Source organism: Maridesulfovibrio zosterae DSM 11974 (assembly GCF_000425265.1).
Lineage (GTDB): Bacteria > Desulfobacterota > Desulfovibrionia > Desulfovibrionales > Desulfovibrionaceae > Maridesulfovibrio > Maridesulfovibrio zosterae.
Map to the genome: position 1 here is coordinate 132,988 of NZ_AUDC01000010.1, position 24,583 is coordinate 157,570.

Consider the following 24,583-nt stretch of genomic DNA (forward strand, 5'->3'; position numbering starts at 1 on the left):
AAACTGGAAATATCTATGAAACACCATCGTAGCGCTCAAAACTATTGAATTGTAAAGGATTTCCAACCAACCCGGCTTCAAACTCATTTTCAATAAACGTCACTAGTTCATTCACGTCTTCTTCTGAAATCCTTTTAAAGCCTCTCACAATTTTAATTTTATTGAAGATCTCCGTGGGCAAAAATTTAGCGTTTCCGCCAAAATAAAAAAAATAATCTGAAAGAAGCACGGCATCAACACCTGTGTCCCTATTCAGATTATGTTCGTTAACTTGACCATTTTCCAAACTATGATGTGAGTTCTCCTGAACCCAGGCTCCATTCTCTTGGTGATAAATATTATCTCCCCAAGCCTGGATAAGGCTTCCATCCATATTTGCCTTTTTATATTGAAATCTTGGATCACTCCAATAAGCATCAAAAGTTATTTTCTCAGAAACTTTCATCAAACAAACAAGCGAGCCTTGAAGATTATGCTTAGCAGAGCCTAGAGCAATCACCCAATCCCCTACACTAGCCCCTCTGCGAATATTAGGCTTACATGTTGCTAAAGAACAACACCATCCGAAAGGATTTGGAGCAAAGCCGTAATCTCTTGGTATGACGTATGAGAACCCCTGCATCAGCAAGTCTCCCTACCAATAGTGTATGGACTTTTCCAATCACTTCCATCGGGATTTATAAATGTATTTATAGTGCCTTCTATGGCCCCAATTATATTATCAGCAGTCCAGCCGACAAGGGCATTCCCATATTCTTTCAATTTTTCGGGAATATTTTCTCCGATTGCGCCGTTTATATAGACCCCAACTATCCGTTTACCCATTTTTTGAGCTTGATCTATTTCCCAATTCACCCAATCGCGAGTATGTGTTCTGGGGCCGACTAAAACAACAACCGTACTAGCCCACCGAATCCGGTCTCTCAACATTGATTTAATATAATCTTCATTCTTTGCAGCATTAGGCTTTGTGCTGTCTATGGAGCTATTCTTTAAAGTGTAATCCTTTCCACCTAACAAGCCTTTTAATTTTTGAATATGCTCGTCATCCTTGCTGTAATGACTTATAAAGGCGTTCTTTTCAGCCATACAATCCCCCGACTTAAGTGGTTGTAAATACTTTCAAGCGGCACCATTATTACACCGCAAAGACAACCGCGTCTAGTCGAGGATAATACAAAAAACTATAAACACACGATCTATCGGTTTTTCCACCTATTTTTCCAATTATCCCAAGCCATAGTTAGTAGTCTATTGGTACACTTTTCAGCGACTTGGTCCATCTCTTCGAACCATTTATGACGTCTAGCTGCATCAGCAGCACAAATATAAAACAAATTCATATAAGCTATCGGCAAATCAATTTTTGAACAAATGGATTTAAATGAATTCACTGTCAGTTCTTTCGAAGCTAGTTTCCTCACAGAAGCATGCAATTGTTTAAAAACTATATCAAACTTATCTTTTGGCAACGAAAGAGAATCCGTATTGCAGGGTATGAAGGAGTCGCAATAAGTGAGCTCATCAAGATCAGAACAGTAAATATGAAGGCTATCACTTATTTGATGATATGCCCCCAACTCAAGACCGAGCCATCCTGCTAAAACTTCCTGGATCGTTGTAAACTGAATGACATTGTACGGCGTGCCTCGGTACAGATCATTGCTGCGCATAACCTGAAGCCACTCTAATCTTCCATCCCGAACTTTTGGCATTGAACAAATATTACAGGGAATATCAGCCGACATAGGAGAACCGTCGACATCAGGAAAATCCTTTTCAGAGTTCCATATTTGAATAACAACTTGCCGAGTTGCTGGGTTTTTCTTCAAAGTCTGATAAGCACGCTCCAGCTGATCAAAAACAAACTGATTTCTAATCCTATACCCATATGCCCCATGGTAATATTCATCGTACCCCATAAATTTAGGTAAAGCTGGATTCCAAAAATTAAGAAACTCTGCGTCATTACTTCCAGAAAGAATCCATACAATCTCAGCAATCGCAAAAGCAGGACTGATTGCGGGACGACGAGACAAAACCCACCTTTGCCTCGGATCAGCAATATTAAAATTAGCATGAAGGGATTCTACGATTTTTCCTAAACGGCTATCATGCGACCTAGAATCATTTGATTTCTCAAAATGAACCATCGCCTTAAGCCATACATCGTTAGCCCCAGTTCCATAAAAAAGCTGAGTTGGAACATTAATCGTTTGAGATTTTGTCATTCAATCCCCATTTTGGCGGAAACCAATATATTATCCCTTTAGGTGAGGGGGTAAATTTTTGTTTAATTCTTGTTCGATTAGAAACACCTTCGACTTCAGGGTGAGCTATTCGGGCATACTTGTCAGTCTCACAAAAAAGGTTCTGGCAATCAATTAACTTAAGCCTTCTTCCCCACAAGTCTTTAAAATCCAGCCCCAGTCTTTCAAACTCGTTTTCTTGTTCATCCATAACCAGTCTAATTATGTCAGCATCTGATATTTTCTTTGTAGGGCGAAAACATTTTTTTATACCGCTTTTAGCTCCAGGACCGGGAATTACGAACTCTTCTTCTGAAAAATCGGTTAGTGTGCTGTAATTTATATCTGTAACATACTGATAAGCGAGAAAGTCTCCAATTGAAGGATAATTACGGATCAACTTAAATGCGCTTTCCATTGAAGGAGAATCCACAATTTTTCCGGGTAAGTCTTCTTTTACCATTCGCTGCAAGAGGTCCAAATGCATTCTATGCTTTTTTTTATAAGGGGAATTCCTTCCTCCAGAGGGCATGATATAAGCAGCAGAATAAATCCTCCTTCCTTGAGAAATTGCCTTAGTTAGTACCTCATCATAGGCCGCAAACGAAAAATCAGAATATGTAAGTTCCTCAAACTTAGATTTTAAAAGCTCCCACGTTTCAATCTTATTGAAAAATTTGAAAAGTAATACCCTAAAAAAAAGCTCCTTTGGGCTCTGAGAGCCTGAGTAAATAACATTCTTGATTAAATACTGGCTGACTCTGTCAGAAGCGCGGTAAGCGTTGGTAAACTTATGTTTTAAAAGAATTTCATCGGTAGTCCAAGGCCCTCTTCTTTCATTTTGCCTACGGAAAAATATTTCTTGTCTTTTGACCGCGAACTTCCAGTAAGTGTCATAAACAACTGTCGGATTAAGACTATCTTTTAATCTTGAAGGGGGAATAATCTTTGCATTTGAATATGATCGTCCAGCCCTAAACTGATCATTTTTTTTACCTATAGCAATTCCAGAAACAACAGCCTCAAAGGCTTCTTTAATCGTAGAATTGTTCTCTATAAGCCTCACCTCATCGGAACTTTTTTTGATCAGCTCTTTATATTTTTGATCAAGGTCAATCGCTAGTTTTGAACTTTTGAGAACATCCTCTTTTGTAATATAAAAAATTTTTTTGGGCTTTGCTGAACCCCAGAATTTTTTCTCAATTGTAATCAAAGAATGAAGCAGATCTTTCGAAACTTTATTTACCATTCCGTATGCATAGAGAGACCACCAATAACGATCAAGCAAGACTATCATCCCTTTCTCAAGAGCTGGTCTTATGTATTGTTCCAATTGATCTATGTGCGAAGCAAGATGAAGAATTTGTAAACTCGCAGGGTGGATGTCTTCAGTCAAAGTTGTAAGTTGTTCATGGTGAATATCATGAACAACTTTACCAAGACTTCCTCGCTCCTGCCCAGGAAAAGAAATCACTGTATTGGCGATACCAATAGAGCTCAAATAGCTGGCAACCATCTCACATAAAGTTGATTTACCAACACCATCTGGCCCTTCAAAGACATAAAGATTATTATTTTCAAATAAAGGTAACTGTTTCATGAATTACTTAAGAGTTTAAGAGCGACTCCACTAATGAGTGCTGCAAGAATAGAGATCACAGCACCGAAAAGAGTCGCACCAACCCATTTCCAAGTTTTTACTTGCTTTTCAAGAAGTTCTAAGCGCGAATGCAACTGAGCTGGAGATGCAACATTCCCTTGAATTGCATTCACGTGACTATCAGAAATATCGACTTTTCCACCGTCATACAAATCGTCTGTTTTGTGGTCTAAATCACAAAACCACAGTAAAAAATACACTTTTTCTTGGGTCAAAGGAATATCTTGATTGCCAGCATTATATACAGAGAACAAAATCCGTCCGTTATACCCAGGATCAACATGAAATCCGGACACGTTCACAAGTCCCTTAAATTTAATGCCTGCTTTTATTGAGATTAACCCAATAGCATCATCTGGGATTTTCACATGCTCCCTAGTAAGCAATAAAGCAAACTGCCCTGGAGGGATTGTTATCTGTTCTCCTTTGTGAAGGCGTTTTTTGACTTTAACACCATTACCTGTCGAATAATATTCACTACCAAGCATTAGTTCATAGGCACAATTTTTAACATTGTCAGGAGAGAAGGGGGTAACTAGAACTTCACTCTTCACTCGTTCGCGTATAGTCTCAGAACTCCAAAACGACATCACAACTCCTAATAAAAAAAGCGATATGAAATGTACGGGCAAACCAGCCCATTTTCTACTGCTGCGTTTACATACCCCTATGAAACAGTTCACGTCAAAGGTAGAATTAGACTTACAGAGTCGGCCTTAATCTTATTGTTTTTCACTTCATTCTATCCTTTGACTTCTTAATATCTATAGCTTTGACAACTCGCTCAAAGACCTTCCAATCCGCTCAGCAAATCCCGGCAACCTTGGACCTCCTGTTCCAGCTCGGCTATCTTGTGATCTTGATTTTTCAGCCTTTGCTGCTGTTCTTCGCTTAAACGACTTAATGTCTCAGAGAAGCTCCGACTTAACTCGTTCATGATCTACCTCGTTAGCAAAACGGCTGGCGGGTCCCTATTTGTTTTGGCTATTTTCAACTTTATCCCTTTGGGGAAGCGTTGATGTCCCATTTCGTGAATTTGCATTCTTTCTTCTTCTGGATTGCTATTTGCGCGTTGATGCTTGTTAGCTCCTGATGCTGTTCCTTAAGTTCACCCTTTCTATTGTCACTGAACAGGATAGCCTTTTCGTACGTATAATTGCATTTTTGCTAGCTCCCCCTTCAGCCGCTCATCCATGTCGTTGAAAGCTTCAAAAAAACTGATCGTACACTCAATGGATTTCTTACCGATAGTTTCCATGGCGAGCAGAGTGAAACCGTCACGGGTCATGTAGCAGGACGACTCCTTAATTTTTTCTCCATTCGGCTTTTCAACCTCAATTGATGCGGGCGCAAAATTGCGCTCGTTAAATTCATCAGGAATTTCAAGATAGCGAATAGCTTGCAAGACGCTCTTATGCTCCAGTTGAAACAACTCAGCCACGACTAAAGAGGAAACCATCGGCTTACCGTTTTCGATTATCAATTTGCTAAAGACAGACAGCTTATCGTTTTTAATTCCTTTTCCATTCATATTTTCACTCTACATTGTTTACAGTTAATACCATCGCGAAATTCAGGAGTTCTGAATTTCGCCAGCAATTTGCGTTGAACCGAAGGTGAATAAGTCCATCTCAGCCCCAAGGCTGTGCAGGACGTAAGGTCAACCGCTTTGAAAAAGTGGGCCCACCTTACCTGTCCTGCCTTCGAACTCCGGGAGAATATGCGTTATTTTAGGTTATTCTGGTGAGATTTAAGGAGAATCTTCAATAATAACCGATAATAATCAAAAATCTCCTATAATCTAGGTGTGTAAGCTTCAGCTCAGATAAATTTGAAACAGCGACGAAATTGCCATTACCCATCACCTCCTTATGTTTTTGATAGGCCGCGTTGTTTGAGTCATTTTTTCTTTTTCAGCGCGAATTTTGCGAACTTACTCGCAACGCACTTTGAGTAAATTCGCAAAATTAGCTTTTTTCGCATAAATAAAATATTTTTCGTGGTCGTCCTCCTCCTTGCGGCTTCAATTCCTCAACTCGAATATTTTTGCTGGCAAGGAGGTTGTTCAGGGCCACGGTCATCTTTCGTTTTGAGATGTGGTTTCCGAAAAATTTATACAGACCGGAAGTATCCAGCTTTCCGCCAGACTCCTCCAAAGCGTCCATAATCTTCTGGCAAGTCGAATCACTCTCCAGTCCGGCAAAGATGAACCGCGCTGACTGTTCGCAATAATCCCAGAGAGCAAGAGCCGCTTTCAAATGAGGGAGCCGAACGCAGTCACTTCCATCAAGCAAGGCGTAAATCAACGCAATACGCCGGACATAAGCTTCGGAGCGATTAAGCACCGAACCAAGCAGGTCTGCTCGTTCTTTCGCCAACAGCGGATATATGTTTCCCCATTCCTTTTTGGCATCAGAATCAAAATCCATCTGGGCACGACTTTTTGATGCCTCCAGCAGGTGAAGGAGCTTCTTTTGAAACTCCTTCACCTGCTGACTATCCAAAGGTTCAGGGAAAGGAATCAATTTAGTTCTGCGAACGCAGAGCCAGAGAAAACGATTTGCAAAGCCGTTGAAGATCTCAACCCGATCAAGTCGGGCGTGCAGCTCCTGCAAAGTAATGTGAGTAGTAATGGCAACATGAGGATCTGTTGCCACCAGCTTACTTGTTTTGGTCAGCGGCTCGATGGTTCCGCCATCAAACAGGGTACGGACAATAGTCGAAAGCGTGTTGCCTTCCCGCTTTGTACAAGCCAGAGCCCCGGCAAATTCCTGATCAAGAATAAAAAGACGTTTGTCTTCAACTCCAGGGTCCATCGTAATCTGTTCGCCAACTCCGGTGCTTTTATCCACGTGATATTTCAATTCCGGGTCACGAATGGCATGAATAAGCCCCTCACCGCTAGAAAGCGGACCTTGAGAAATCTGCGCCGGAATCCATTCCTTTTCATTGAAGGCGAACAGTTCCCGAATAGGAATAGATGAAGTGCCTTTACGTGCTTTTGAGCTCTGCCCGACCAGCACGGCATTAATCCGACTGTATTGCTTTTCTCCGGCAAACATGTGCGGAGACTGCCCTACCTCAACGCCAAACCTGCAAAGAAAGGTTGCAAGAACGGCAATAGGATCAGCTTCAGACTTCTCCACCGCGAACTCAGCAAACTCTCCAGCAAAGCCGTAAAAGACCGCTTTGTCCGGGATCGGCCACGCTGAGGTGTTTAGCCCTGAATACGGATTGCTTTCTTCAACAACTTTCTTCCCGGCCTGAACTCCGCTCTGAAGAGTCCGTTGAACTTCCTGCGGTCCCAAGCCTGTTTGCAAAGCTGCTTTGGCAATAGCTTCAACATTCCCGCCATCCGCCTTACCAGACGCAAGATCCTTCCCGACCTGAAAAGCGACCTTGTTTAAAGAATCGTTACGGGTTCCTTTCTCAGCCTTCAGTAGGGATTGGACATATGCAGGTTGGTTTGTCTGTGAGCTGGACGATGATCCGTTAAGAATAAGTTCTACCAGCCACGCGGGAGCCTCAGCGGGAGAACATTCGGTTATCCATTGGTAGGAATCACCCGAAGCATGAACCGATGGCGGCAGGATGATATAACCGCCAGTTCCACGGATATCGAGTCCCTTGCCAATCTTGCTGGCAGAGTTGCGGATATCTATTTCGGCAGGCTGTATGAAGAATAGATGCCGTCCACCACTCCCGGTTCGCTGGGTCAGTGTTTCGGGTAGTGGTGAGTTCTGGCTTTCAAGCAAAGCAAGCGACTCTTCCCCGTGCGGTGGATCAATATCCAGAACAAAACTATTCGCTCCGGTCGGGCTACCTATATTTGCCTGTGGGAATTGCTGCCACCATTGGGTGATTTGATTAAGGTCGTTAGTCGCGCTCTTGAATCCACCGGAAACACAAGGCCGTTTTCCTGAACATGGGAAGACGGAAAGACCTAAAGCGGCATATTCCAAAACCGCCTTGCAAACGTCTAGGCCGTTAATATCAGTAAGGAGCATCTTATCTATATCCTCTACTGACTACGTGCTTCGAGCCACTGAACAAGACTTTCCCGGGTATAGACAACACGGCCACCTATCTTAATAGATTGCGGTCCGAGTCCGGCGGAATCGAGATTCGCCATATGCCCAGTGCTGATCAGTGAACCTAAATATTTGGGAAGATCCTTGCGGGGAACAAGAGGAGGAAGTGTTTCAAGAAGGCTCTCGAAAACTGTCTGCTGAGAATAGTTTTTTAACTTTTGTCGTGCCATTGGGCTACCTCCAAATTTATTTGTTAATCTGAAGGTAGCTGAAGGATTAGGGAATAATAGGAATATTCCTGATCTTTTTATCTTCGCAGAATTCCTTTATTTTTGGCAGGATAGCCTTGATTATGGGACCATTATTCTTTTTGAAAGATACTTTTTGTATTGAACTATCTTTAGACACAATATCCGACAAACCTTTATGACTTAGAACATCACCAGTTATAAATATTGTGATTTTATTCCCGCCGGGAATACGGGTTAGATAAGGATTATCTCTTTTAAAATGATTACCCATCAACTCCCACAATTCATCATATTTGCCAAAAGGCGCCTGAGTGGATTCAAGCAGATTATGAATGGCAATAGCCAAGTAGATGTTTATCAAATTGAAATCAGCACGTTCCCTTTGCAATTCATCTATAAAATCGAGAAGTTCATCCTGCAAAGGAGTCTCACTATCTTCTGTCTTCTGTCCAAAAAAATCATGTGCAAGTGCTGTACTAATAGTACTGGACTGCCTTTGAACTTCTCTTCTGCGATTTAAAAAATGTACAATATCCTCTAGTGAACTGGGGCCAGAGTAAGCACAAGAATTCAAAGCCTTCCTAAAAGTCAGTAGTTTATTGACAAATTCCTTTTTAACCACTCGGTCCTTTCTGTACTCATTCAAGAAAAGCTGTGTACATATAAATACTTCAAGAACAGGCCGAAAAAGTAACACTCTCCTTTTCTCATAAAAACTACGGCCCCCCAAAAATGAATTAGAAACAAAAATTTCCTTTGGAAAGTTACCGCGTGCTAGTCTGTCTTTTGCGAATCCGTTAATTGCCGGCTCATAGTAATTACGTCCTTCAACAGTTACAAAGCTAGGATAGATGCTCACCATTTTATTTTCAGAAAGTATCAGGTGGAAAATGAACCCATCTGTGAGAAGCGTCTTCTTGGCTAAAGTATTAATTCTTGTCATGGCCCTTAAAACGTATCTTTTTTGGGCTTGAGCATATGCTTTTTCAAGCGAATCAAATTCTATCAGGATCTTGCACACAACTTTGGCAGTCTTTTCAAATTCAACCTTACCTTCAGGTTCGCTATTCATAACAAGGCGAATAAAGCTTGGCAGACCTACAATGATAGATGCAAAGTCAGAGATTTTTTCACGACAACTTTTAAGCATAAAAAACATAGGGCTAAAAATTAATATGTAATAATCTGAGATACTCTTAAAACCCAAACTCCAAAAGGTAAATGTGGCCCACAAAACTGGTACCAAATTGGTACTAAATCTACTAGAAACAAGAAAAGGGTTTACACCTATTCGATGTAAACCCTTGATTTAACTGGAGCCAACGATCGGAATTGAACCGACGGCCTGCTGGTTACGAATCAGCTGCTCTACCGACTGAGCTACGTTGGCCTTTATTTTTGTAATTTCATTTATATCGTGAGTTATTGATGGGTCAAGCCCTAACTCCACTCTTTTCTGGCAAATTTTTAAAATTTATTCATTTTGATTACTTACTTCAGATACAATCATATTTATACGTATCATAAAAATGACTGTAATCATAAAAAAAGGCCTTAATCCATGAATGAATTTAAGGCCTTTTTATAATTCTTGAGAATTACTTAAACCAGTTTTTTAGCAGCTTCAAGAGCAGCATCATAATCAGGTTCTTCAGTAATTTCTTTTAAGTACTGTACGTACTGAACGACTCCACCTTTATCTACAACAAAAACAGCTCTGCTCAGTAGACGAAGTTCTTTAATCAGAACACCGTATGCTTCACCAAAAGAAGCATTCATGTAGTCTGAAAGAGTCTGCACAGCTTCAACACCTGCAGCTCCGCACCAGCGGGCCTGTGCAAAAGGAAGATCCATGGACAGAGTAAGAATTTTGACATCGTCACCGAGACTTGCAGCTTCAGTATTGAATCTACGAGTTTCCATGTCGCATACGGGAGTATCAAGAGATGGAACAGCACTTAGAATCAACACTTTACCTGCGTAATCATCAAGCGATTTAGGCGCAAGACCATTATCAGTTGCGCTGAATTTTGGAGCCTTATCGCCAACTTTGATTTCATCACCAATGAGAGTCAGAGGATTTCCCTGAAAAGTAATTACACCTGTTCTTTCATTCATAATTTTTTACTCCATTTTTTAACTTTCAATCTATAAATACCACAGAGCCCGAAAGCCTACAATGATGATCTAAATTATATAGATAGTCACCACAATCAAATGTCCCAGTAATGAGTGCTTGTAGGTCTTTTAATTTATAGGGTAATTATAATTTTTCAAAGATTTATTGTACACTTTTGAAAATTTTCTAAAATCAATGCTACCCCAGTTATTAGAATTACTTTGTTTTATTAGATCCTTAACATTCTTTTTATCAGCAATAGCAAAAAATTTCTCTGTAACAACCGGTCCATCCGGTCCGGCAAAATCATATCCATGGTGGTAATCAAAAATCATTGCCAGTCCTAATCCCCCTGCCATAAAATGACCTCCGACAGAAAGATCAAGTGTTCCTTTATTAATAGCTTCCAATGCAGGAGTATCCCAATTTATCCCCCCAACAAAAATATCTTTCCCCGGAGCAAGCCCTTTCCGCTGCGCAGCTTCTAATGCGCCTAAAGCCATTGGATCATTCGCAGCCCAGATTACATTGATTGAAGGATCCCTATTTAAAAATTTAGATGTAACTTCAAATGCTTCATCTCTACGCCATAAACAATGCCTTTCAGGAAAAAAAGTTATGCCTGAATATTCATTCTTGGCTTCATCCAGTCCTCGAATCCTGTCCAGATTAGCTTTCGTGGCAAAATCACCTCCGATAGGAAGAAACTTAATATTTTTTTCAGAATATCCTTTAGATTTTGCAAGTTCTATCAGACTTTTTGCAAGTACATATCCGGCCCGCTTATTATCAGGAATTAAGCCGCCAATCCAATTTTTATACTTCACTCTGGGCTGTCCCATTTCCCGTCCCTGCTTCCCATAGAAACCAACCAGCAAGCTAAAAGTCTTCACCCCTTTTGAATCTGCCAATTGAATAATTCGCCCAGCAGCAAGTTTTTCATTTACCACCATCATGTAATCGGGAAGTTTTTTTCGATTAAGAACGTGCTCAGCTATTCGGTTCATTAAAAAATGATTTCGCTTGGCATATAGCACCTCAAGATCAATATTTAAATCAGATGCAGCCTTTTCCATCACAACCGATACCCTTCTCCAAAAACCACCTGTTGGATTATCAGAATTCTGCATACCTGGATTAATGAAAACAACACTTATTTTTTTGGCATGACTTGATGACTTGGCGTGACTATTCGCTGCGCTCAAAGATAGAACCGCAATTATAAATAAAAACAAAATTAATTTTGAAAAATAAAAAGGTCTATTCAACAACTTATTCCTGTGGATTAAAGCTCAGCTAACACGATCAGTTGATTAAAATAAAAAGAGCGTTCAAGAATAAACATATCAGACGGTAGAAAATCCACAAGAAAAAAAGATCATGCTCCAAACAAAAATAATAGGAAGCTCCAACATCCGGTATCAATCACACTGCATATAAGACAACCGACAGAGCTTTAAAGCAGAACTCAACCTTCATCCCTTCTTCAATCCCCTCCTCCTCAATGGACCAGGATGTTACCAACGCACACATTTGTGTACCATTTTCTGACTCACCGGAAACTTCAGCAAGGACTTCAGTCTGCTTTATAGAAGTTACTGTTGCTGCAACACAATTTCTTAAACTGCCAACTGATTTTTTAATTGGACGGACCGCTACCAGCGGAGCCTTTACTGTAGCCGAGACAGGGACCCCAAGCTCAAGATCAAGCTTGTAGAGGCTTTCAAGGGTGATAACGGAGCTGATAGTTACTCCCTCGGCGGTCGTGAACTCAACATCAGCCAGTATCCCGTCACGGCGTACTTCTTTAACATGTCCTATAAATGTATTACGGGCACTGGTTTTAAGGGCAGTTTCTTCAAGGGCCATACGGCGAACAATATTCTTAACATCACCTGAAGACCATTCCTGATATACTGCGGAAAGATCCGCTGAAGACTGACCAAGAACCTTGCGCACAACTCCTAAAGGAACACCGCTGCGCAAAAGTTCAACAGCCCGTGATCGCCGCAATACGCTGGGAGCACCCATTCTTCGCTCAAGCTGACAAGCTTCTGCCCGCTCATAAAAAGTACGACGCACATAACCGGGATCGAGCTGGAAAACTTTTCCTTCAAGACCGTAACTCATCGGCCCCTCGATAAGTTCTTTCAACTTCTGGCAGACACTTTGCGGCAGAGGGACTTCACGTTTTAACTTTCCTTTTCCAAGTGTTATGACAGCATGATTTAATTCAATATTCTTTTTCTCATCTATACCTAAAATTTCACCTAGCTTGGCTCCAGTATGCCGCAATATCAGAAACAAGCATAAAATTCTGGTACGGGAACGAATATAGTCTGCACGGGTAGACTGACTTTTCCATGCGAGGAATTCTGACTCAAGGCGATGAAGTTCTCCGGAATTTAGATGAGTTATATTATCCGGAACATCAAAAACATCTGCGGGAGCCAGCCGTCCCTTTTCTGCCAAATGCTTTGAACCTTTCTTTACTTCATTATTCATCAGAATAACCCTTTGATGAGTCACGTTTTTAAAGAAACCCGTGACTTGTTTGTATATTTATCTACTAACTGCATAAGCATAGAACACTGATAAATAAAATTCAGAAAGACCTCAATCTAAATAGGAGAATTGAACATGAAACGTATCTACGCTCTCATCATTGCATTTCTTTTAGCTTTGCCAATGTCGGCAAATGCGGCTGATCTACTGGTCGCACAGGCCGCTAACTTCATGCCGGCTATGCAGGAAATTATTCCCGCATTTAAAAAAGCAACCGGCATTGAAGTACAGGCAACATACACATCCACAGGAAAATTGTACGCTCAGATAACTAACGGTGCACCTTTTGATCTTTTTCTTGCCGCTGATGAGCGTCGCCCTAAAAAGCTCTTTGATGCAGGCCTGGCTGAAAAACCATTTGTATACGCAAAGGGAAAAGTCGTTTTCTGGTCAATGGATAAAAAACTGGCTGAAGAAAGTTGGCAGGAAGCTATTAAAAGTAAAAAATTACATAAAGTAGCTATCGCAAACGTTGAAACCGCTCCCTATGGAACAGCAGCCATGATGGCCCTCAAGAAAGAAAAGCTATGGGATACAGTAAAACCAGAGCTGGTCTATGCCCAATCCATTGCACAGACTTTCCAGTTTGCATCTACCGGGGCAGCTGATGCAGGATTCTGTGCTTATTCTTCTGTATTTACTGAAGTAGGTAAAAAGGGAGCCTTTACTGTAGTAAAAGAAGCTCCTCCGGTTATTCAGGCAGCCTGTATTCTTAAATCCTCTAAAAACAAAGCTGCAGTTGAAAAGTTTGTTACTTTTCTTTCCAGTCCTGAAGTAATTTCCATCAAGAAAAAATACGGATACGACTAATGGATCTGTATCCGTTATATATCTCTGCTAAGTTGGCTGTAGCGACAACGCTGTTTATCCCCGTTGTCGCTGCTCCAGCAGCTTATATTCTGGCCTTTTGCAACTTCAGGGGTAAAAGTTTGATTGATGCTGTGGTCTCTCTCCCCATGGTGCTCCCTCCCACGGTCCTCGGGTTCGGATTACTAATTGTTATGGGCCCGAAAGGACCGCTGGGAGGATTCTGGAGAGAGCTCACCGGAGAACGGATGGTATTCAGTTTTTCTGGAGTATTACTGGCTTCACTGGTTTATAATCTGCCATTTGCAGTCCAGCCCATGCGCGCAGCTTTTGAAAAGCTTGATATCCGCTTACTTGAAAATTCAGCTGTACTTGGACTTTCCTCCACCGCCACCTTTTTCCGGGTAGTACTCCCAAACAGTCTACCCGGATTAGCGGCTTCAGCCATGCTTGTTTTTGCTCACAGCTTAGGCGAATTCGGCGTTATTCTCATGGTGGGAGGAAGTATTCCCGGATCCACTAAAGTAGCATCCATTGCCATTTATGAAGCAGTTGAAGCAATGCGTTATGATGATGCACTTTATATGTCGCTGGCAATCATTCCAGTCAGCTTTATGGCCCTGCTTGCTATTAACAGGCTTAACAAAATCAGCAGGAGACGATCATGACTCTTACTCTTGATATCCGCAAAAAATTACCTAATTTCATGCTGGATGTGTCAATGACCTGCGCTTCCGGCTCACTTACAGCGATTGTAGGACCATCCGGAGCAGGCAAGAGCACTTTAGTCAGAATCATCGCAGGGCTGGAACAGCCTGATGAAGGGACTATAACTCTCAATGATACAATATGGAATGATACCAGTCAGAAGCAGTTTGCTCCGCCTCAAAAACGGGGACTTGGACTTGTTTTTCAGGAATACACTCTTTTTCCACATTTAAATGTCCGTAAAAATGTGGCCTTTGCAGCAGCTGACAAAAACTGCGTACAGGGACTTCTGGACAAATTCGGCATTACCCATATTGCTGAAAGCAAACCCAGCAATATCTCCGGCGGAGAAAGGCAGCGAGCTGCATTTTGTCAGGCGCTAGCCCGTGAACCAGTATTATTACTACTCGACGAACCTTTCTCTGCACTTGATGTGGCAACTAGGGAAAATTTACGCGAAGAACTCCGGCAGTTAAAAGCAGAGCTTAATATCCCGATTATTCATGTAACTCATGACCTTGAGGAAGCATACTATCTGGCGGACTCGATATTCGTAATGGAAAATGGATGTGCTGCTCCGCAATGGCTTGAAAGACAAAACAAAAGGCAGCGTACTCCCGCTCCTGTGATGGAAATGATGCGTTATGCTGTCTGATCGATTTGTCATGTAAGTACAGAGGCAAACACCCCATGCACAAAGAATACGTACTACACAATCCACTTTTTTTGATCATAAACAATTGAACTAGAGAAGAGTTATGAAAATAAAATTAATGTTTCTTTTACTTATTCTGTCTGTCAGTGTCCCCGTCTGTGCCCAAGCCAAAATTATTATTGCAGCCGGTGCCGGATACCGCTCTCTGGTTGATGACCTTGCAACATCTTACACAGCGGCAACTGGCAATCAGGTTGAACGTATTTATGGCAATATGGCCCGTGTAACTGCTCAGGCTCGCAACAGCGGAGCTGTAGATATGGTTCTGGGTGATAAATCCTTTCTTGATAAGTCTAAACTCGATTGCAGTACCGTACAGAAGGTAGGTAAAGGCAGACTGGTTATTGCATTTCCAAAAGGTAAAAATTTTTCAGGAATAGATGATCTGCTTTCAGCTGATGTTACGCGCATTGCCTTGCCGGATATCAAAAGAGCAATTTATGGAAAAGCAGCCTTACAATATCTGCATAGCAAAAATATTTTCAAAAAAGTCGAACCTAAGCTACTGATGGTAGCAACTGTGCCTCAATCTGCTTCTTACGTCGTCGCCGGAGAAGTTGATTATGCTTTTATCAACCAGACCCATGCACGTAAAATAGCTAAATCTATAGGTGGTTACGTAGCTGTAGATGAATCAGCATACACTCCGATATCAATAATCATCGAACAGATGACACAATCAACCAATCCAGCAGAATGTACTGCATTTATGAATTTTTTAAGCTCTGATTCAGCTACAAAAATTATATCTGCCCATGGTATGCAAGATTAAAATGGACATTGCATCGATCCTTCTTGACGGAACAACCCTTACTCCTTTGGCTCTTTCAGCCAAGGTGCTTGCAGTCGCAGGTATTTTGCAATTGCTGATCGGAGTTCCTACAGCCTTCTGGTTGGCCCGCTCAAAAGGAATGCTGCATAATTTTATTGATACTGCTGTTACGCTTCCGCTGGTTTTTCCGCCTGTGGCAACAGGTTTCGTTTTGTTGCTGATTTTAGGCCGCAACGGCCCTGTAGGCCAACTTTTCAGCGACAGAATAATTTTCGGGTTTCCCGGTCTGGTAGTGGCTGCTTTTGTCGCAGGGCTGCCGCTGCTGGTCAAACCCGTACAGGCGGCTCTTAAATCAGCGGAAGCGGAAAAACTCAGCGAAGTTGCAGCTGTTCTCGGTAAATCAGAAACAGCCATTTTTTTACAGGTACTTTTACCATGCACCAAGCGTAGTATTATGGCTGGTTTACTGTTAGCTTTAGCCAGATCTTTAGGAGAAGTCGGCATGACGCTTATGCTTGGTGGAAATGTCATAGGCAGAACCAATACGCTTTCTCTTGAAATTTATAATGCCGTTTTCAATGGTGAGTTTGAAAGGGCTGCAGTCCTTTCAACGATTATAGGGATTGCATCCATCTCAATGTTTACAGTGCTGAAAAAAGTATCAGACTAATACAAAAAGGACATAAAATGAGCAAATCTATTTTGAACGAAGTTCAAACTAAAGCATATGAAATTTGGAATTCTGAAGGTATTCTAGATGAAAATATTGAGGTCAAAGCCAGAACACTGACTACAGAGGAAGCTATCGGCAATCCTGAAGGAGATGACTTCCCACTGCAACGAGGCAAAGAAAAATTAATGGAGGCTGATTTCAGAGGAGCTAAAGGGCAGGCTTTTACTGATCGCTTTGGAAATTTCAGTTCCTCTTTACGTGAAATTGCAGAAATGGATCTGACTAACAATTTCAGACGGGCAATCTTTGTCTCTGCCCTTAATGCTGTGCAATGCAGCCTTGGCAAGACAGAAAGGACCATCCACTGTAAAAATGATGGTCCTGCTCTTTGTGCCCCTAAGTTTGCAGATTTTATCGAAGAAAACTATGGCAAACCTAAAATTGGCCTTGTAGGCTTCCAGCCTGCTATGATCAAAGCCTTTTCCACTAAATTTGATATGCGTATAGTTGATCTGGACCCTGACAATATCGGTGCTGAAAAATGTGGAATAATTGTAGAAGGCCCCGAGCAGACTCATGAAGTACTAGATGATGTCAACCTCCTGGTTGTCACAGGGTCAACTATAGTTAACGACACTATCGGTAATTTCATACTTGAGGACAAGCCAACCATATTTTTTGGTACCACAGTTGCTGCAGCAGCCGATATAATGGGATGGAAACGTTTTTGCCACCAGAGCAGCTAACATACTTAATAATAAGACTTTATCAAGAAGCTGAGAGAGTCATTTTTTTATTTAAGAACTTTCTCAGCTTTTTATTCCCCCTCTGAAGCAGCATGTTTTCTTGTGACACACCCCTGCATAAAAAGTGTTCCAATATGACACACCCTGCTTGAACCCTTTTTTTATGCGTATTTTTATATATTAAACTGTCAATCATATCACCATTTCCATCTTCTGTAAATTTTATTTTAAATTTATTGATCCATTCTTGAACACCTCCCAAACTCATAATGCCCTGTATTAAAAGACTATCTTATTTTGGACCTAATTTTGCTTGAATATCGCCTTAGCAGCCAGAGCATTTTATATCTCTGACATGAAGGTAGACTTAACTTGGGCATAAATGCGCTCAAGCAGAAAAAGGTATCAATTTATACCCCTTGACTTATTCTGCCTCCTTGGACATACAAAAAAGCGGTTAATTGTATATTCTTGAAATAAACATACTGCTACGCTCTGAAATTATGTCTTTTTTGATATATTATCTCAAAAACAAAGCAGCTGCAGCAGTGCTTGGTAATAACAATTTCGGTTTACAAACGAGAAGTTATGAATTTCATTTTAACAGTACGGAGCCTTAATTCATGATGAAGACAGTTCCTGTTCAGGACTCCATCGGTAATGTTCTCTGCCATGACATGACCCGCATTGTTCCCGGTGAATATAAGGGACCAGCTTTTAAAAAAGGGCATATAATCACACCTGAAGATATCCCTGTGTTACTCGAAATAGGCAAAGAACATGTTTATATACTGACTCTTGAAGAAGGCCAGTTGCATGAAAACGATGCCGCAAGACGCATAGCAAAAGCAGCAGCAGGTCCAGGTATAACTCTTAGTGATATCAGTGAAGGCCGAATCAATATGAAAGCCGCTCCAGGCCTTCTTTCCATCAATGTTGAAGCATTGAACCGTATTAATTCAGTTGACGAAGTCGTAATGGCAACTCTGCATAACGGTATTCAGATTACAGAGCCGAGAGATGTTGCCGGAACCAGAGTTGTTCCACTCGTTATTGATGAAAGCAAGATCATTCAGGTTGAAGAAATCTGTCGTGAGCAAGGCCCAATTGTCAGTGTAAAGCCTTTCAGAAATCTTAAAGTGGGCCTGATAACCACTGGAAGTGAAGTTTACACAGGGCGTATCAAAGACAAATTCGGCCCTGTTATCCGTAAAAAATTTGCACAGCTAAATTCAGAAGTCATTGAACAAAAATTCGTGAGTGATGACCCTGAGATGACCTGTGCTGCAATACATCAAGCAATAGAAGATGGTGCAGAAATGGTGGTTTTAACAGGAGGAATGAGCGTTGATCCAGACGATCAGACCCCTGCAAGTATCCGGGCGACCGGAGCAGAAGTCATCACCTACGGTTCACCGACTTTCCCTGGTGTAATGTTTATGCTGGCTTATCTGAACGGCGTTCCCATCGTGGGCTTGCCCGGATGTGTAATGTACTACAGAGCCAGTATTTTTGATTTAATAGTTCCGCGGATTGTAGCAGGTGAACGCCCTACGCGCAAAGATATCGCCGAATTGGGCCACGGTGGTTTTTGTGCTGGATGCGACACTTGCCGCTACCCGCTTTGTTCTTTCGGTAAATAGAGGATTGTTCGACGTCTGTTTCAGGCGGAAGCTTAGAATAAAAAACAGCAGCACTTCAAGGAGGCTCTTTCCATGATCAAACGGACTCTCAAAGTCAACGGTGTAGAGAAATTCGTTATTGCAGAACAAGACGATTCACTCGCCAGCGTCCTGCGCGAAAAACTCGGTCTGACCAGTGTTAAAATAGGTTGCGGAACCGGACAATGTGGTAGTTGTTCTGTTATTATTGATGGCAAGCTTAAACGCACATGCTCATTAAAAATGAAACGTGTTGAAGACCATACTGAAATCATTACCACTGAAGGTATTGGTACCCCCACACAGCTGCATCCTATTCAGATTGCATGGATTGCACACGGCGGTGCTCAGTGCGGTTTCTGTACTCCGGGCTTCATAGTCTCCACCTACGCTCTCATTCTGTCCAATCCTAAACCAAGCCGTGAGGATATCCGCGACTGGTTCCAGAAACATCGTAATGCATGCCGCTGCACAGGTTACAAACAACTTGTTGATGCAGTTCAGGATGCTGCTGCCGTAATGCGCGGTGATATGAGTGCGGACGATCTTCTCTTCAAGATGCCTGCAGACAATCGTATCTGGGGTTCAAACTACCCACGCCCAACTGCTGTTGCAAAAGTAACCGGTACTCTTGATTACGGTGCAGATCTTGGCCTCAAGATGCCTGAAGGCACTCTTAAATGTGCACTTGTTCAGGCTGAAGTATCACACGCAAATATTATTTCCATTGATACATCCGAAGCAGAAGCAATGCCCGGCGTTGACAAGGTTGTTACCTATAAAGACATCAAAGGTAAAAACCGCATCACAGGACTGATCACATTCCCCACCAACAAAGGTGATGGTTGGGATCGCCCAATTCTGGCTGATGAAAAAATCTTCCAGTATGGTGATGCTATTGCTATTGTCTGCGCAGACACTGAGAAGCATGCAAAAGCTGCTGCTGCTAAAGTTAAAGTTGAGTTGGAACAGCTGCCCGAATACATGAGTGCTCCTGCTGCCATGGCAGAAGATGCTATTGAAATTCATCCCGGCACACCTAACGTTTATTTCGAACAGAAGATTGCAAAAGGTGATGACACCACCGAAATCTTTAAAAATGCAGACGTTGTTGTTAAAGACAACTTCTACGTTGGCCGCCAGCCACATATGCCTATCGAGCCGGATGTAGGTTTTGCTTATCTTGATGATGATGGCAAACTATGCGTCCACTCCAAATCTATCGGTCTGCATCTGCACGCAGCAATGATTGCTCCGGGTCTTGGTGTTGAGCTTGAAAATCTGATCATGGTTCAAAACTATGCAGGTGGAACATTTGGTTACAAATTCTCCCCCACCATGGAAGCTCTGGTCGGTGCAGCATGTCTTGCTACCGGAAAACCAGTATTCCTGAACTACACATGGTACCAGCAGCAGACTTACACAGGTAAACGCTCACCTTTCTTCACTGATATCAGTGTTGCGGCCGACAAAGAAGGTAAACTTCTCTCCATGGAAACAGAATGGATTTGTGACCACGGTCCATACTCTGAATTCGGTGACCTGCTGACACTGCGCGGAGCACAGTTCATTGGTGCAGGTTATGACATCCCTTCCATTCGCGGTCGCGGTCTGACTGTTGCAACCAACCACGCATGGGGTTCTGCATTCCGTGGGTACGGTGCTCCTGAAACAGAATTCGGTTCTGAAGTTCTGATGGACGAACTGGCTGAAAAACTTGGTATGGACCCCTTCGACCTTCGTTACAAGAACATCTATCGTGAAGGATCAACCACACCTACCGGGCAGACTCCTGAAGTTCTCAGCCTTGAAGAAATCTTTGATATAGCACGCCCCAAATACGAAGAAATGAAAAAATGGGCTAGCGCAACGTCCACCGATGAAGTCAAATGCGGTGTAGGTCTTGCTCTTGGTGTATACGGTTGTGGTCTTGACGGACCTGATACTGCTGAAGCAGAAATCGAGCTCAATAAAGATGGTTCCGTAACCATGTTCGCATGCTGGCAGGATCATGGACAGGGTGCAGACATGGGTGTTCTCGGAACAGCTCATGAAGCCCTTCGCCCCTTAGGACTCGCTCCTGAGCAGATTCACCTTGTTATGAACGACACCCGCACCTGCCCTAACGGCGGCCCTGCTGGTGGTAGCCGCTCACAGGTTGTTATCGGTAACGCAATTATTGATACCTGCCGCACCCTCATGGATGCAATGCGTAAGTCTGACGGTTCCTTCCGCACATACGATGAAATGATCAAAGAGAACAAAGAAGTACATTACCATGGTAAATGGAGTGCTCCTGCTACTGACTGCGATGAAAACGGACAGGGCAGCCCCTTCAGTAACTACATGTACGGCTTGTTCGTATCCGGTGTCGGAGTTGAAATCGCAACAGGTAAGACTCAGGTAGAAAAAATGCTGCTCGTTGCTGACATCGGTAAAATCAACAATAAACTCGTTGTTGACGGCCAGATGTACGGCGGAATTGCTCAGGGTATCGGTCTTGCGCTCACTGAAGACTACGAAGATATTAAAAAGCATTCCACTATGATCGGCGCAGGTTTCCCATTCATCAAACAGATTCCTGATGATATGGAACTTATCTATGTTGAAACAGAGCGTCCTGACGGTCCTCACGGAGCATCCGGTGTAGGTGAAATGCCTTTGACCGCACCTCACGCAGCTATAATCAACGCAATCTATAACGCCTGTGGCGCACGCGTAACTCATCTCCCGGCTCGTCCAGAGAAAGTTCTTGCTGCTCTTAAGGGCTAAAAATTAATAATCAATCCAGAGTCAGGTGCATGCACCTGACTCTGGATTTTTTTTGCAATCTGTACGTTCAGAAGCTTGACTCTTCTTATAATCAAGAGTCTATAGATTATAAATTCAATACTTGAACAGAGTTTAGCTGATGCTGGTTTTGCCACCTCTATAATAGTCTCTCCTGAGGGGGATAAGAGCTCTTCAAGTAACTTTCTACAGGGGTAAGTGTTTGCTGTTGATGAACGACTTCCATCTTCTATAAAGATATACCGGCAAATGAGAGTTTACTATTGCTTCGCAGCCAGTAGACCTTACCTCTGTTAAAACTTTTTTAAACTATTTCAGTATACTTTTTTCAAATGACGCCGGAGGCATCCATGGATCAAAAAAATCTTCGTATATGGGAAGCTAAATGTACTCAGGAAGAACCTCCAAAATGTAAGGCTAAATGCCCGCTGCATGTCGATGGGCGCGAGATATGCCGAATGCTTTCAGCAGGAAATATAGATAAAGCATGGGCTGTCATTTGTAAGACTATGCCTTTCCCGTCTGTAACAGCCCGGATATGTGACGGAGTCTGCCAGTCAGACTGCTTACGTGAAAAAGTTGGTGGCGGAATTGAACTGGCTGCTCTTGAAAGGTTTTGTGCTGATAATGCCAAGCGTACCCCTACAGTCAGAGCATTACCTGATCGAGGCAAAAGAGTTGCTGTTTTCGGCGCATTCCTTCCTGGAATTGCTGCCGCATGGGACCTTGGAAAAAAAGGATTTACTGTTAAAGTTTATTGCGAAAATAAATTTGAAGCATATGAAACTCTACTTAAAGGTAGAGTTGATAAGTTTTTTTTCGAAAAAGAACTTGAACAGCTCGGAAAGATGAACGTTTCTTTTATAGAAAACAGTTCCCCTACAGCTGAAAAAATTTTTGCTGATCTGGAAAATTTTGATGCAACTTTTGTTGACCCACTAGCCTGCTCGTCCAAACAACTTGGAATAAAAAATCCTGACGAAGATACATTGCAAACTGAACAGGCAGGTCTTTTCGCTTCTGCAGAACTCAGCTTTTCCTCTCCCGCCTCAATAATTGCAATCGGCCGCAAAGGCGCTTTATCTATTGAAAGATACATGCAAAATGCATCTTTAACAGCCGGTAGAGATCGGGACAAACCATTTGAGACAAAGCTTTATACCAATATAAGCAAAGTTGAATCGGTTAAACCTGTTCAGGTTCCGGACACAGGTTATGCTGAAGAGCAGGCTAGAAAAGAAGCCCAGCGGTGTATTTTGTGTGAATGTATGGAATGCGTGGACAACTGTGCTTATCTGAAAGAGTTTAAAAGTTATCCCAAAGTTTATGCCAGACAGATATATAATAATGCTGCAGTCGTAATGGGTACCAGGCTAGCTAATAATCTGATCAACTCTTGTATGCTTTGCGGACTATGTGAAGAAATCTGCCCTGATAATTTTTCAATGAAAGACATCTGTATTGAGGCAAGGCAGGACCTTGTTGAAAAAGGTCATATGCCTCCTTCTGCCCATGAATTTGCATTAAATGATATGGAATTTGCTGACAGTTCATCCTGTTCACTTGTTAAACATGAAGGTGGGACGAAAGAAAGCAAACAAGTTTTTTTCCCAGGATGTCAATTAACAGCATCTGATCCAGATGCTGTTGAACGGACCTATAAACACCTCTGCGGTACGCTAGGCGGAGGAACAGGGCTGATGCTTCGTTGCTGCGGATCTCCAGCCGACTGGTCAGGCCAAATTGATATGTTCGGAAGAAAAATTGAATCATTAGAACGAGACTGGGCCTCACTTGGGCGGCCACAAATAATAGCAGCATGTCCTTCCTGTATTGAAAGCCTGCGCAAAGGACTTCCTGAAGCTGAAGTTGTTTCACTATGGTCCGTGCTAAGTAAAAACATAGATCAGTTCAAACAATCAGGGGAACTAACCGTATCACTTCAAGATCCCTGTTCAGCCAGACATAATCATGAACTGATGACCGATGTCAGAGTTCTGCTGAGCGGTATGGATATATCTTTCAATGAACCGGAACTTTCTGGAACCATGACCGAATGTTGTGGTTTTGGAGGATTGCTCTCAAACGCCAATGAGCCTCTTTCTGCAAAAGTTGCCCAGCGCAGAGCGGATAAACTTGCTGATGACGGTATGACCTACTGTGCCATGTGCCGCGACCTAATCGCTAAGACAGGTAAAAGATGCATGCATATGCTGGACATTATTTTCCCGTCAGGAGCTGAAGATCCGGCTTCCCGTCCGGCTCCGGGGTACTCAGAAAGACGTGAAAACAGAGTTCGGCTGAAAGAACGTATGTTGAACGATATATGGCATGAAAACATTCAACCGCGCCAGACATACGAATCCATTAAGATTGAATTTACTGACGAGGCAAGCAAACTTATGGAAGAACGGCGGATACTTTTATCCGACGTGCAAAAAACTATTCAGGCGGTACAAGAATCAGGTAAGGAACTTGTAAATACTGAAACTGGACATAAACTGGCTTCTTTCCGACCTGTAACAGTCACCTACTGGGTTGAATATGAGAAAGATGAAGCAGACAAATATCTGGTTCATAGGGTATGGAGTCATCGCATGTATATTTTAGGAGGTGCATCATGAGTACGTTAAAAGTTCTCGATAAGGACTTTTCATCATGGAAATGCTCAGCATGTAACGAAGCATTGAAACCCTCTCCCGTCGCATTAGGATATCTGGACAGCAGATTTACGGTAGAGCTTCCGGCTTGCCCAAAGTGCGGACTGATACTTATTCCTGAAGAGCTGGCCCTTGGTAAAATGGCAGAAGTTGAAAGTATGCTGGAGGACAAATAA

Annotated in this window: 22 protein-coding genes and 1 tRNA gene; 10 read left to right on the top strand and 13 right to left on the bottom strand. The window is 42.4% G+C overall.

Annotated elements, in window-relative coordinates:
• Window positions 1-13 precede the first annotated feature (13 nt).
• From H589_RS0101215 to H589_RS0101285, 13 genes are all read right to left on the bottom strand, one after another.
• On the bottom strand, window positions 14-622 hold the full coding sequence (locus H589_RS0101215) for an Nmad2 family putative nucleotide modification protein (protein ID WP_035074648.1): 609 nt from the start codon (window positions 620-622) through the stop codon (window positions 14-16).
• Window positions 622-1,089, bottom strand: coding sequence for a TIR domain-containing protein (locus tag H589_RS0101220; RefSeq protein ID WP_027720337.1), 468 nt, complete (start codon window positions 1,087-1,089; stop codon window positions 622-624). The genes H589_RS0101215 and H589_RS0101220 overlap by 1 nt, the downstream gene beginning before the upstream one ends.
• A gap of 110 nt (window positions 1,090-1,199) precedes the next feature.
• A complete protein-coding gene (locus tag H589_RS20230; protein ID WP_051249575.1) occupies window positions 1,200-2,231 on the bottom strand; it encodes a thymidylate synthase in 1,032 nt (343 codons plus the stop codon).
• Window positions 2,209-3,849 (bottom strand): nucleotide kinase domain-containing protein, encoded by a 1,641-nt coding sequence (locus H589_RS20235; RefSeq protein WP_051249576.1) that lies wholly within the window; start codon window positions 3,847-3,849, stop codon window positions 2,209-2,211. Before H589_RS20235 ends, H589_RS20230 begins: the two co-directional genes overlap by 23 nt.
• On the bottom strand, window positions 3,846-4,499 hold the full coding sequence (locus H589_RS18940; protein WP_051249577.1) for a dCTP deaminase domain-containing protein: 654 nt from the start codon (window positions 4,497-4,499) through the stop codon (window positions 3,846-3,848). The genes H589_RS20235 and H589_RS18940 overlap by 4 nt, the downstream gene beginning before the upstream one ends.
• 533 nt (window positions 4,500-5,032) lie before the next feature.
• Window positions 5,033-5,440, bottom strand: a complete 408-nt coding sequence (locus tag H589_RS18945; protein ID WP_051249578.1) for a Rha family transcriptional regulator — start codon at window positions 5,438-5,440, stop codon at window positions 5,033-5,035.
• Between the two features lie 436 nt (window positions 5,441-5,876).
• The gene (locus tag H589_RS20240; RefSeq protein ID WP_051249579.1) at window positions 5,877-7,916 is read right to left on the bottom strand and encodes a bifunctional DNA primase/polymerase; all 2,040 of its coding nucleotides are present in this window, start codon (window positions 7,914-7,916) and stop codon (window positions 5,877-5,879) included.
• A 14-nt stretch (window positions 7,917-7,930) separates the two neighbouring features.
• Window positions 7,931-8,170 (bottom strand): helix-turn-helix transcriptional regulator, encoded by a 240-nt coding sequence (locus H589_RS0101260; RefSeq protein ID WP_027720339.1) that lies wholly within the window; start codon window positions 8,168-8,170, stop codon window positions 7,931-7,933.
• A gap of 46 nt (window positions 8,171-8,216) precedes the next feature.
• Complete coding sequence (locus tag H589_RS0101265; RefSeq protein WP_156891594.1) at window positions 8,217-9,341, bottom strand: hypothetical protein; 1,125 nt, start codon at window positions 9,339-9,341, stop codon at window positions 8,217-8,219.
• A 164-nt stretch (window positions 9,342-9,505) separates the two neighbouring features.
• A tRNA-Thr gene (locus H589_RS0101270) sits at window positions 9,506-9,581 on the bottom strand.
• A gap of 212 nt (window positions 9,582-9,793) precedes the next feature.
• Window positions 9,794-10,309: a thiol peroxidase gene (gene tpx, locus H589_RS0101275; protein ID WP_027720341.1), complete on the bottom strand. Its 516-nt coding sequence runs from the start codon at window positions 10,307-10,309 to the stop codon at window positions 9,794-9,796.
• 129 nt (window positions 10,310-10,438) lie between these two features.
• On the bottom strand, window positions 10,439-11,515 hold the full coding sequence (locus H589_RS0101280) for an ABC transporter substrate-binding protein (protein WP_156891597.1): 1,077 nt from the start codon (window positions 11,513-11,515) through the stop codon (window positions 10,439-10,441).
• A 220-nt stretch (window positions 11,516-11,735) separates the two neighbouring features.
• Complete coding sequence (locus H589_RS0101285) at window positions 11,736-12,815, bottom strand: TOBE domain-containing protein (protein WP_051249580.1); 1,080 nt, start codon at window positions 12,813-12,815, stop codon at window positions 11,736-11,738.
• A 135-nt stretch (window positions 12,816-12,950) separates the two neighbouring features.
• Between H589_RS0101285 and modA (H589_RS0101290) the strand changes: the two genes are divergently transcribed.
• From modA (H589_RS0101290) to H589_RS0101345, 10 genes are all read left to right on the top strand, one after another.
• Window positions 12,951-13,685 (top strand): molybdate ABC transporter substrate-binding protein, encoded by a 735-nt coding sequence (gene modA / locus H589_RS0101290; RefSeq protein ID WP_027720344.1) that lies wholly within the window; start codon window positions 12,951-12,953, stop codon window positions 13,683-13,685.
• Window positions 13,685-14,350, top strand: coding sequence for a molybdate ABC transporter permease subunit (modB, locus tag H589_RS0101295; protein WP_027720345.1), 666 nt, complete (start codon window positions 13,685-13,687; stop codon window positions 14,348-14,350). Before modA (H589_RS0101290) ends, modB begins: the two co-directional genes overlap by 1 nt.
• Window positions 14,347-15,045 (top strand): ATP-binding cassette domain-containing protein, encoded by a 699-nt coding sequence (locus tag H589_RS0101300; protein WP_027720346.1) that lies wholly within the window; start codon window positions 14,347-14,349, stop codon window positions 15,043-15,045. Before modB ends, H589_RS0101300 begins: the two co-directional genes overlap by 4 nt.
• Window positions 15,046-15,148: 103 nt before the next feature.
• Entirely contained in the window at window positions 15,149-15,877 is a 729-nt protein-coding gene (gene modA / locus H589_RS0101305) for a molybdate ABC transporter substrate-binding protein (RefSeq protein ID WP_027720347.1), read from the top strand.
• Window position 15,878: 1 nt separating this feature from the next.
• Complete coding sequence (locus H589_RS0101310; RefSeq protein ID WP_027720348.1) at window positions 15,879-16,547, top strand: molybdate ABC transporter permease subunit; 669 nt, start codon at window positions 15,879-15,881, stop codon at window positions 16,545-16,547.
• 17 nt (window positions 16,548-16,564) lie between these two features.
• Window positions 16,565-17,296, top strand: a complete 732-nt coding sequence (locus H589_RS0101315) for a Rossmann-like domain-containing protein (RefSeq protein ID WP_027720349.1) — start codon at window positions 16,565-16,567, stop codon at window positions 17,294-17,296.
• 623 nt (window positions 17,297-17,919) lie between these two features.
• Window positions 17,920-18,939: a molybdopterin-binding protein gene (locus tag H589_RS0101325; protein WP_035074653.1), complete on the top strand. Its 1,020-nt coding sequence runs from the start codon at window positions 17,920-17,922 to the stop codon at window positions 18,937-18,939.
• Window positions 18,940-19,011: 72 nt separating this feature from the next.
• Entirely contained in the window at window positions 19,012-21,729 is a 2,718-nt protein-coding gene (locus H589_RS0101330) for a molybdopterin-dependent aldehyde oxidoreductase (RefSeq protein ID WP_027720352.1), read from the top strand.
• Window positions 21,730-22,097: 368 nt separating this feature from the next.
• Window positions 22,098-24,371 (top strand): pyridine nucleotide-disulfide oxidoreductase/dicluster-binding protein, encoded by a 2,274-nt coding sequence (locus tag H589_RS0101340; protein WP_027720353.1) that lies wholly within the window; start codon window positions 22,098-22,100, stop codon window positions 24,369-24,371.
• Entirely contained in the window at window positions 24,368-24,583 is a 216-nt protein-coding gene (locus tag H589_RS0101345; protein ID WP_027720354.1) for a DVU_1557 family redox protein, read from the top strand. The genes H589_RS0101340 and H589_RS0101345 overlap by 4 nt, the downstream gene beginning before the upstream one ends.

Excerpts from the sequence above, each read along its gene's own strand:
- H589_RS0101215 (WP_035074648.1), bottom strand. The coding sequence starts at position 622 with ATGCAGGGGTTCTCATACGTCATACCAAGAGATTACGGCTTTGCTCCA.
- H589_RS0101220 (WP_027720337.1), bottom strand. The coding sequence starts at position 1,089 with ATGGCTGAAAAGAACGCCTTTATAAGTCATTACAGCAAGGATGACGAG.
- H589_RS20230 (WP_051249575.1), bottom strand. The coding sequence starts at position 2,231 with ATGACAAAATCTCAAACGATTAATGTTCCAACTCAGCTTTTTTATGGA.
- H589_RS20235 (WP_051249576.1), bottom strand. The coding sequence starts at position 3,849 with ATGAAACAGTTACCTTTATTTGAAAATAATAATCTTTATGTCTTTGAA.
- H589_RS18940 (WP_051249577.1), bottom strand. The coding sequence starts at position 4,499 with ATGTCGTTTTGGAGTTCTGAGACTATACGCGAACGAGTGAAGAGTGAA.
- H589_RS18945 (WP_051249578.1), bottom strand. The coding sequence starts at position 5,440 with ATGAATGGAAAAGGAATTAAAAACGATAAGCTGTCTGTCTTTAGCAAA.
- H589_RS20240 (WP_051249579.1), bottom strand. The coding sequence starts at position 7,916 with ATGCTCCTTACTGATATTAACGGCCTAGACGTTTGCAAGGCGGTTTTG.
- H589_RS0101260 (WP_027720339.1), bottom strand. The coding sequence starts at position 8,170 with ATGGCACGACAAAAGTTAAAAAACTATTCTCAGCAGACAGTTTTCGAG.
- H589_RS0101265 (WP_156891594.1), bottom strand. The coding sequence starts at position 9,341 with ATGCTTAAAAGTTGTCGTGAAAAAATCTCTGACTTTGCATCTATCATT.
- tpx (WP_027720341.1), bottom strand. The coding sequence starts at position 10,309 with ATGAATGAAAGAACAGGTGTAATTACTTTTCAGGGAAATCCTCTGACT.
- H589_RS0101285 (WP_051249580.1), bottom strand. The coding sequence starts at position 12,815 with ATGAATAATGAAGTAAAGAAAGGTTCAAAGCATTTGGCAGAAAAGGGA.
- modA (WP_027720344.1), top strand. The coding sequence starts at position 12,951 with ATGAAACGTATCTACGCTCTCATCATTGCATTTCTTTTAGCTTTGCCA.
- modB (WP_027720345.1), top strand. The coding sequence starts at position 13,685 with ATGGATCTGTATCCGTTATATATCTCTGCTAAGTTGGCTGTAGCGACA.
- H589_RS0101300 (WP_027720346.1), top strand. The coding sequence starts at position 14,347 with ATGACTCTTACTCTTGATATCCGCAAAAAATTACCTAATTTCATGCTG.
- modA (WP_027720347.1), top strand. The coding sequence starts at position 15,149 with ATGAAAATAAAATTAATGTTTCTTTTACTTATTCTGTCTGTCAGTGTC.
- H589_RS0101310 (WP_027720348.1), top strand. The coding sequence starts at position 15,879 with ATGGACATTGCATCGATCCTTCTTGACGGAACAACCCTTACTCCTTTG.
- H589_RS0101315 (WP_027720349.1), top strand. The coding sequence starts at position 16,565 with ATGAGCAAATCTATTTTGAACGAAGTTCAAACTAAAGCATATGAAATT.
- H589_RS0101325 (WP_035074653.1), top strand. The coding sequence starts at position 17,920 with ATGATGAAGACAGTTCCTGTTCAGGACTCCATCGGTAATGTTCTCTGC.
- H589_RS0101330 (WP_027720352.1), top strand. The coding sequence starts at position 19,012 with ATGATCAAACGGACTCTCAAAGTCAACGGTGTAGAGAAATTCGTTATT.
- H589_RS0101340 (WP_027720353.1), top strand. The coding sequence starts at position 22,098 with ATGGATCAAAAAAATCTTCGTATATGGGAAGCTAAATGTACTCAGGAA.
- H589_RS0101345 (WP_027720354.1), top strand. The coding sequence starts at position 24,368 with ATGAGTACGTTAAAAGTTCTCGATAAGGACTTTTCATCATGGAAATGC.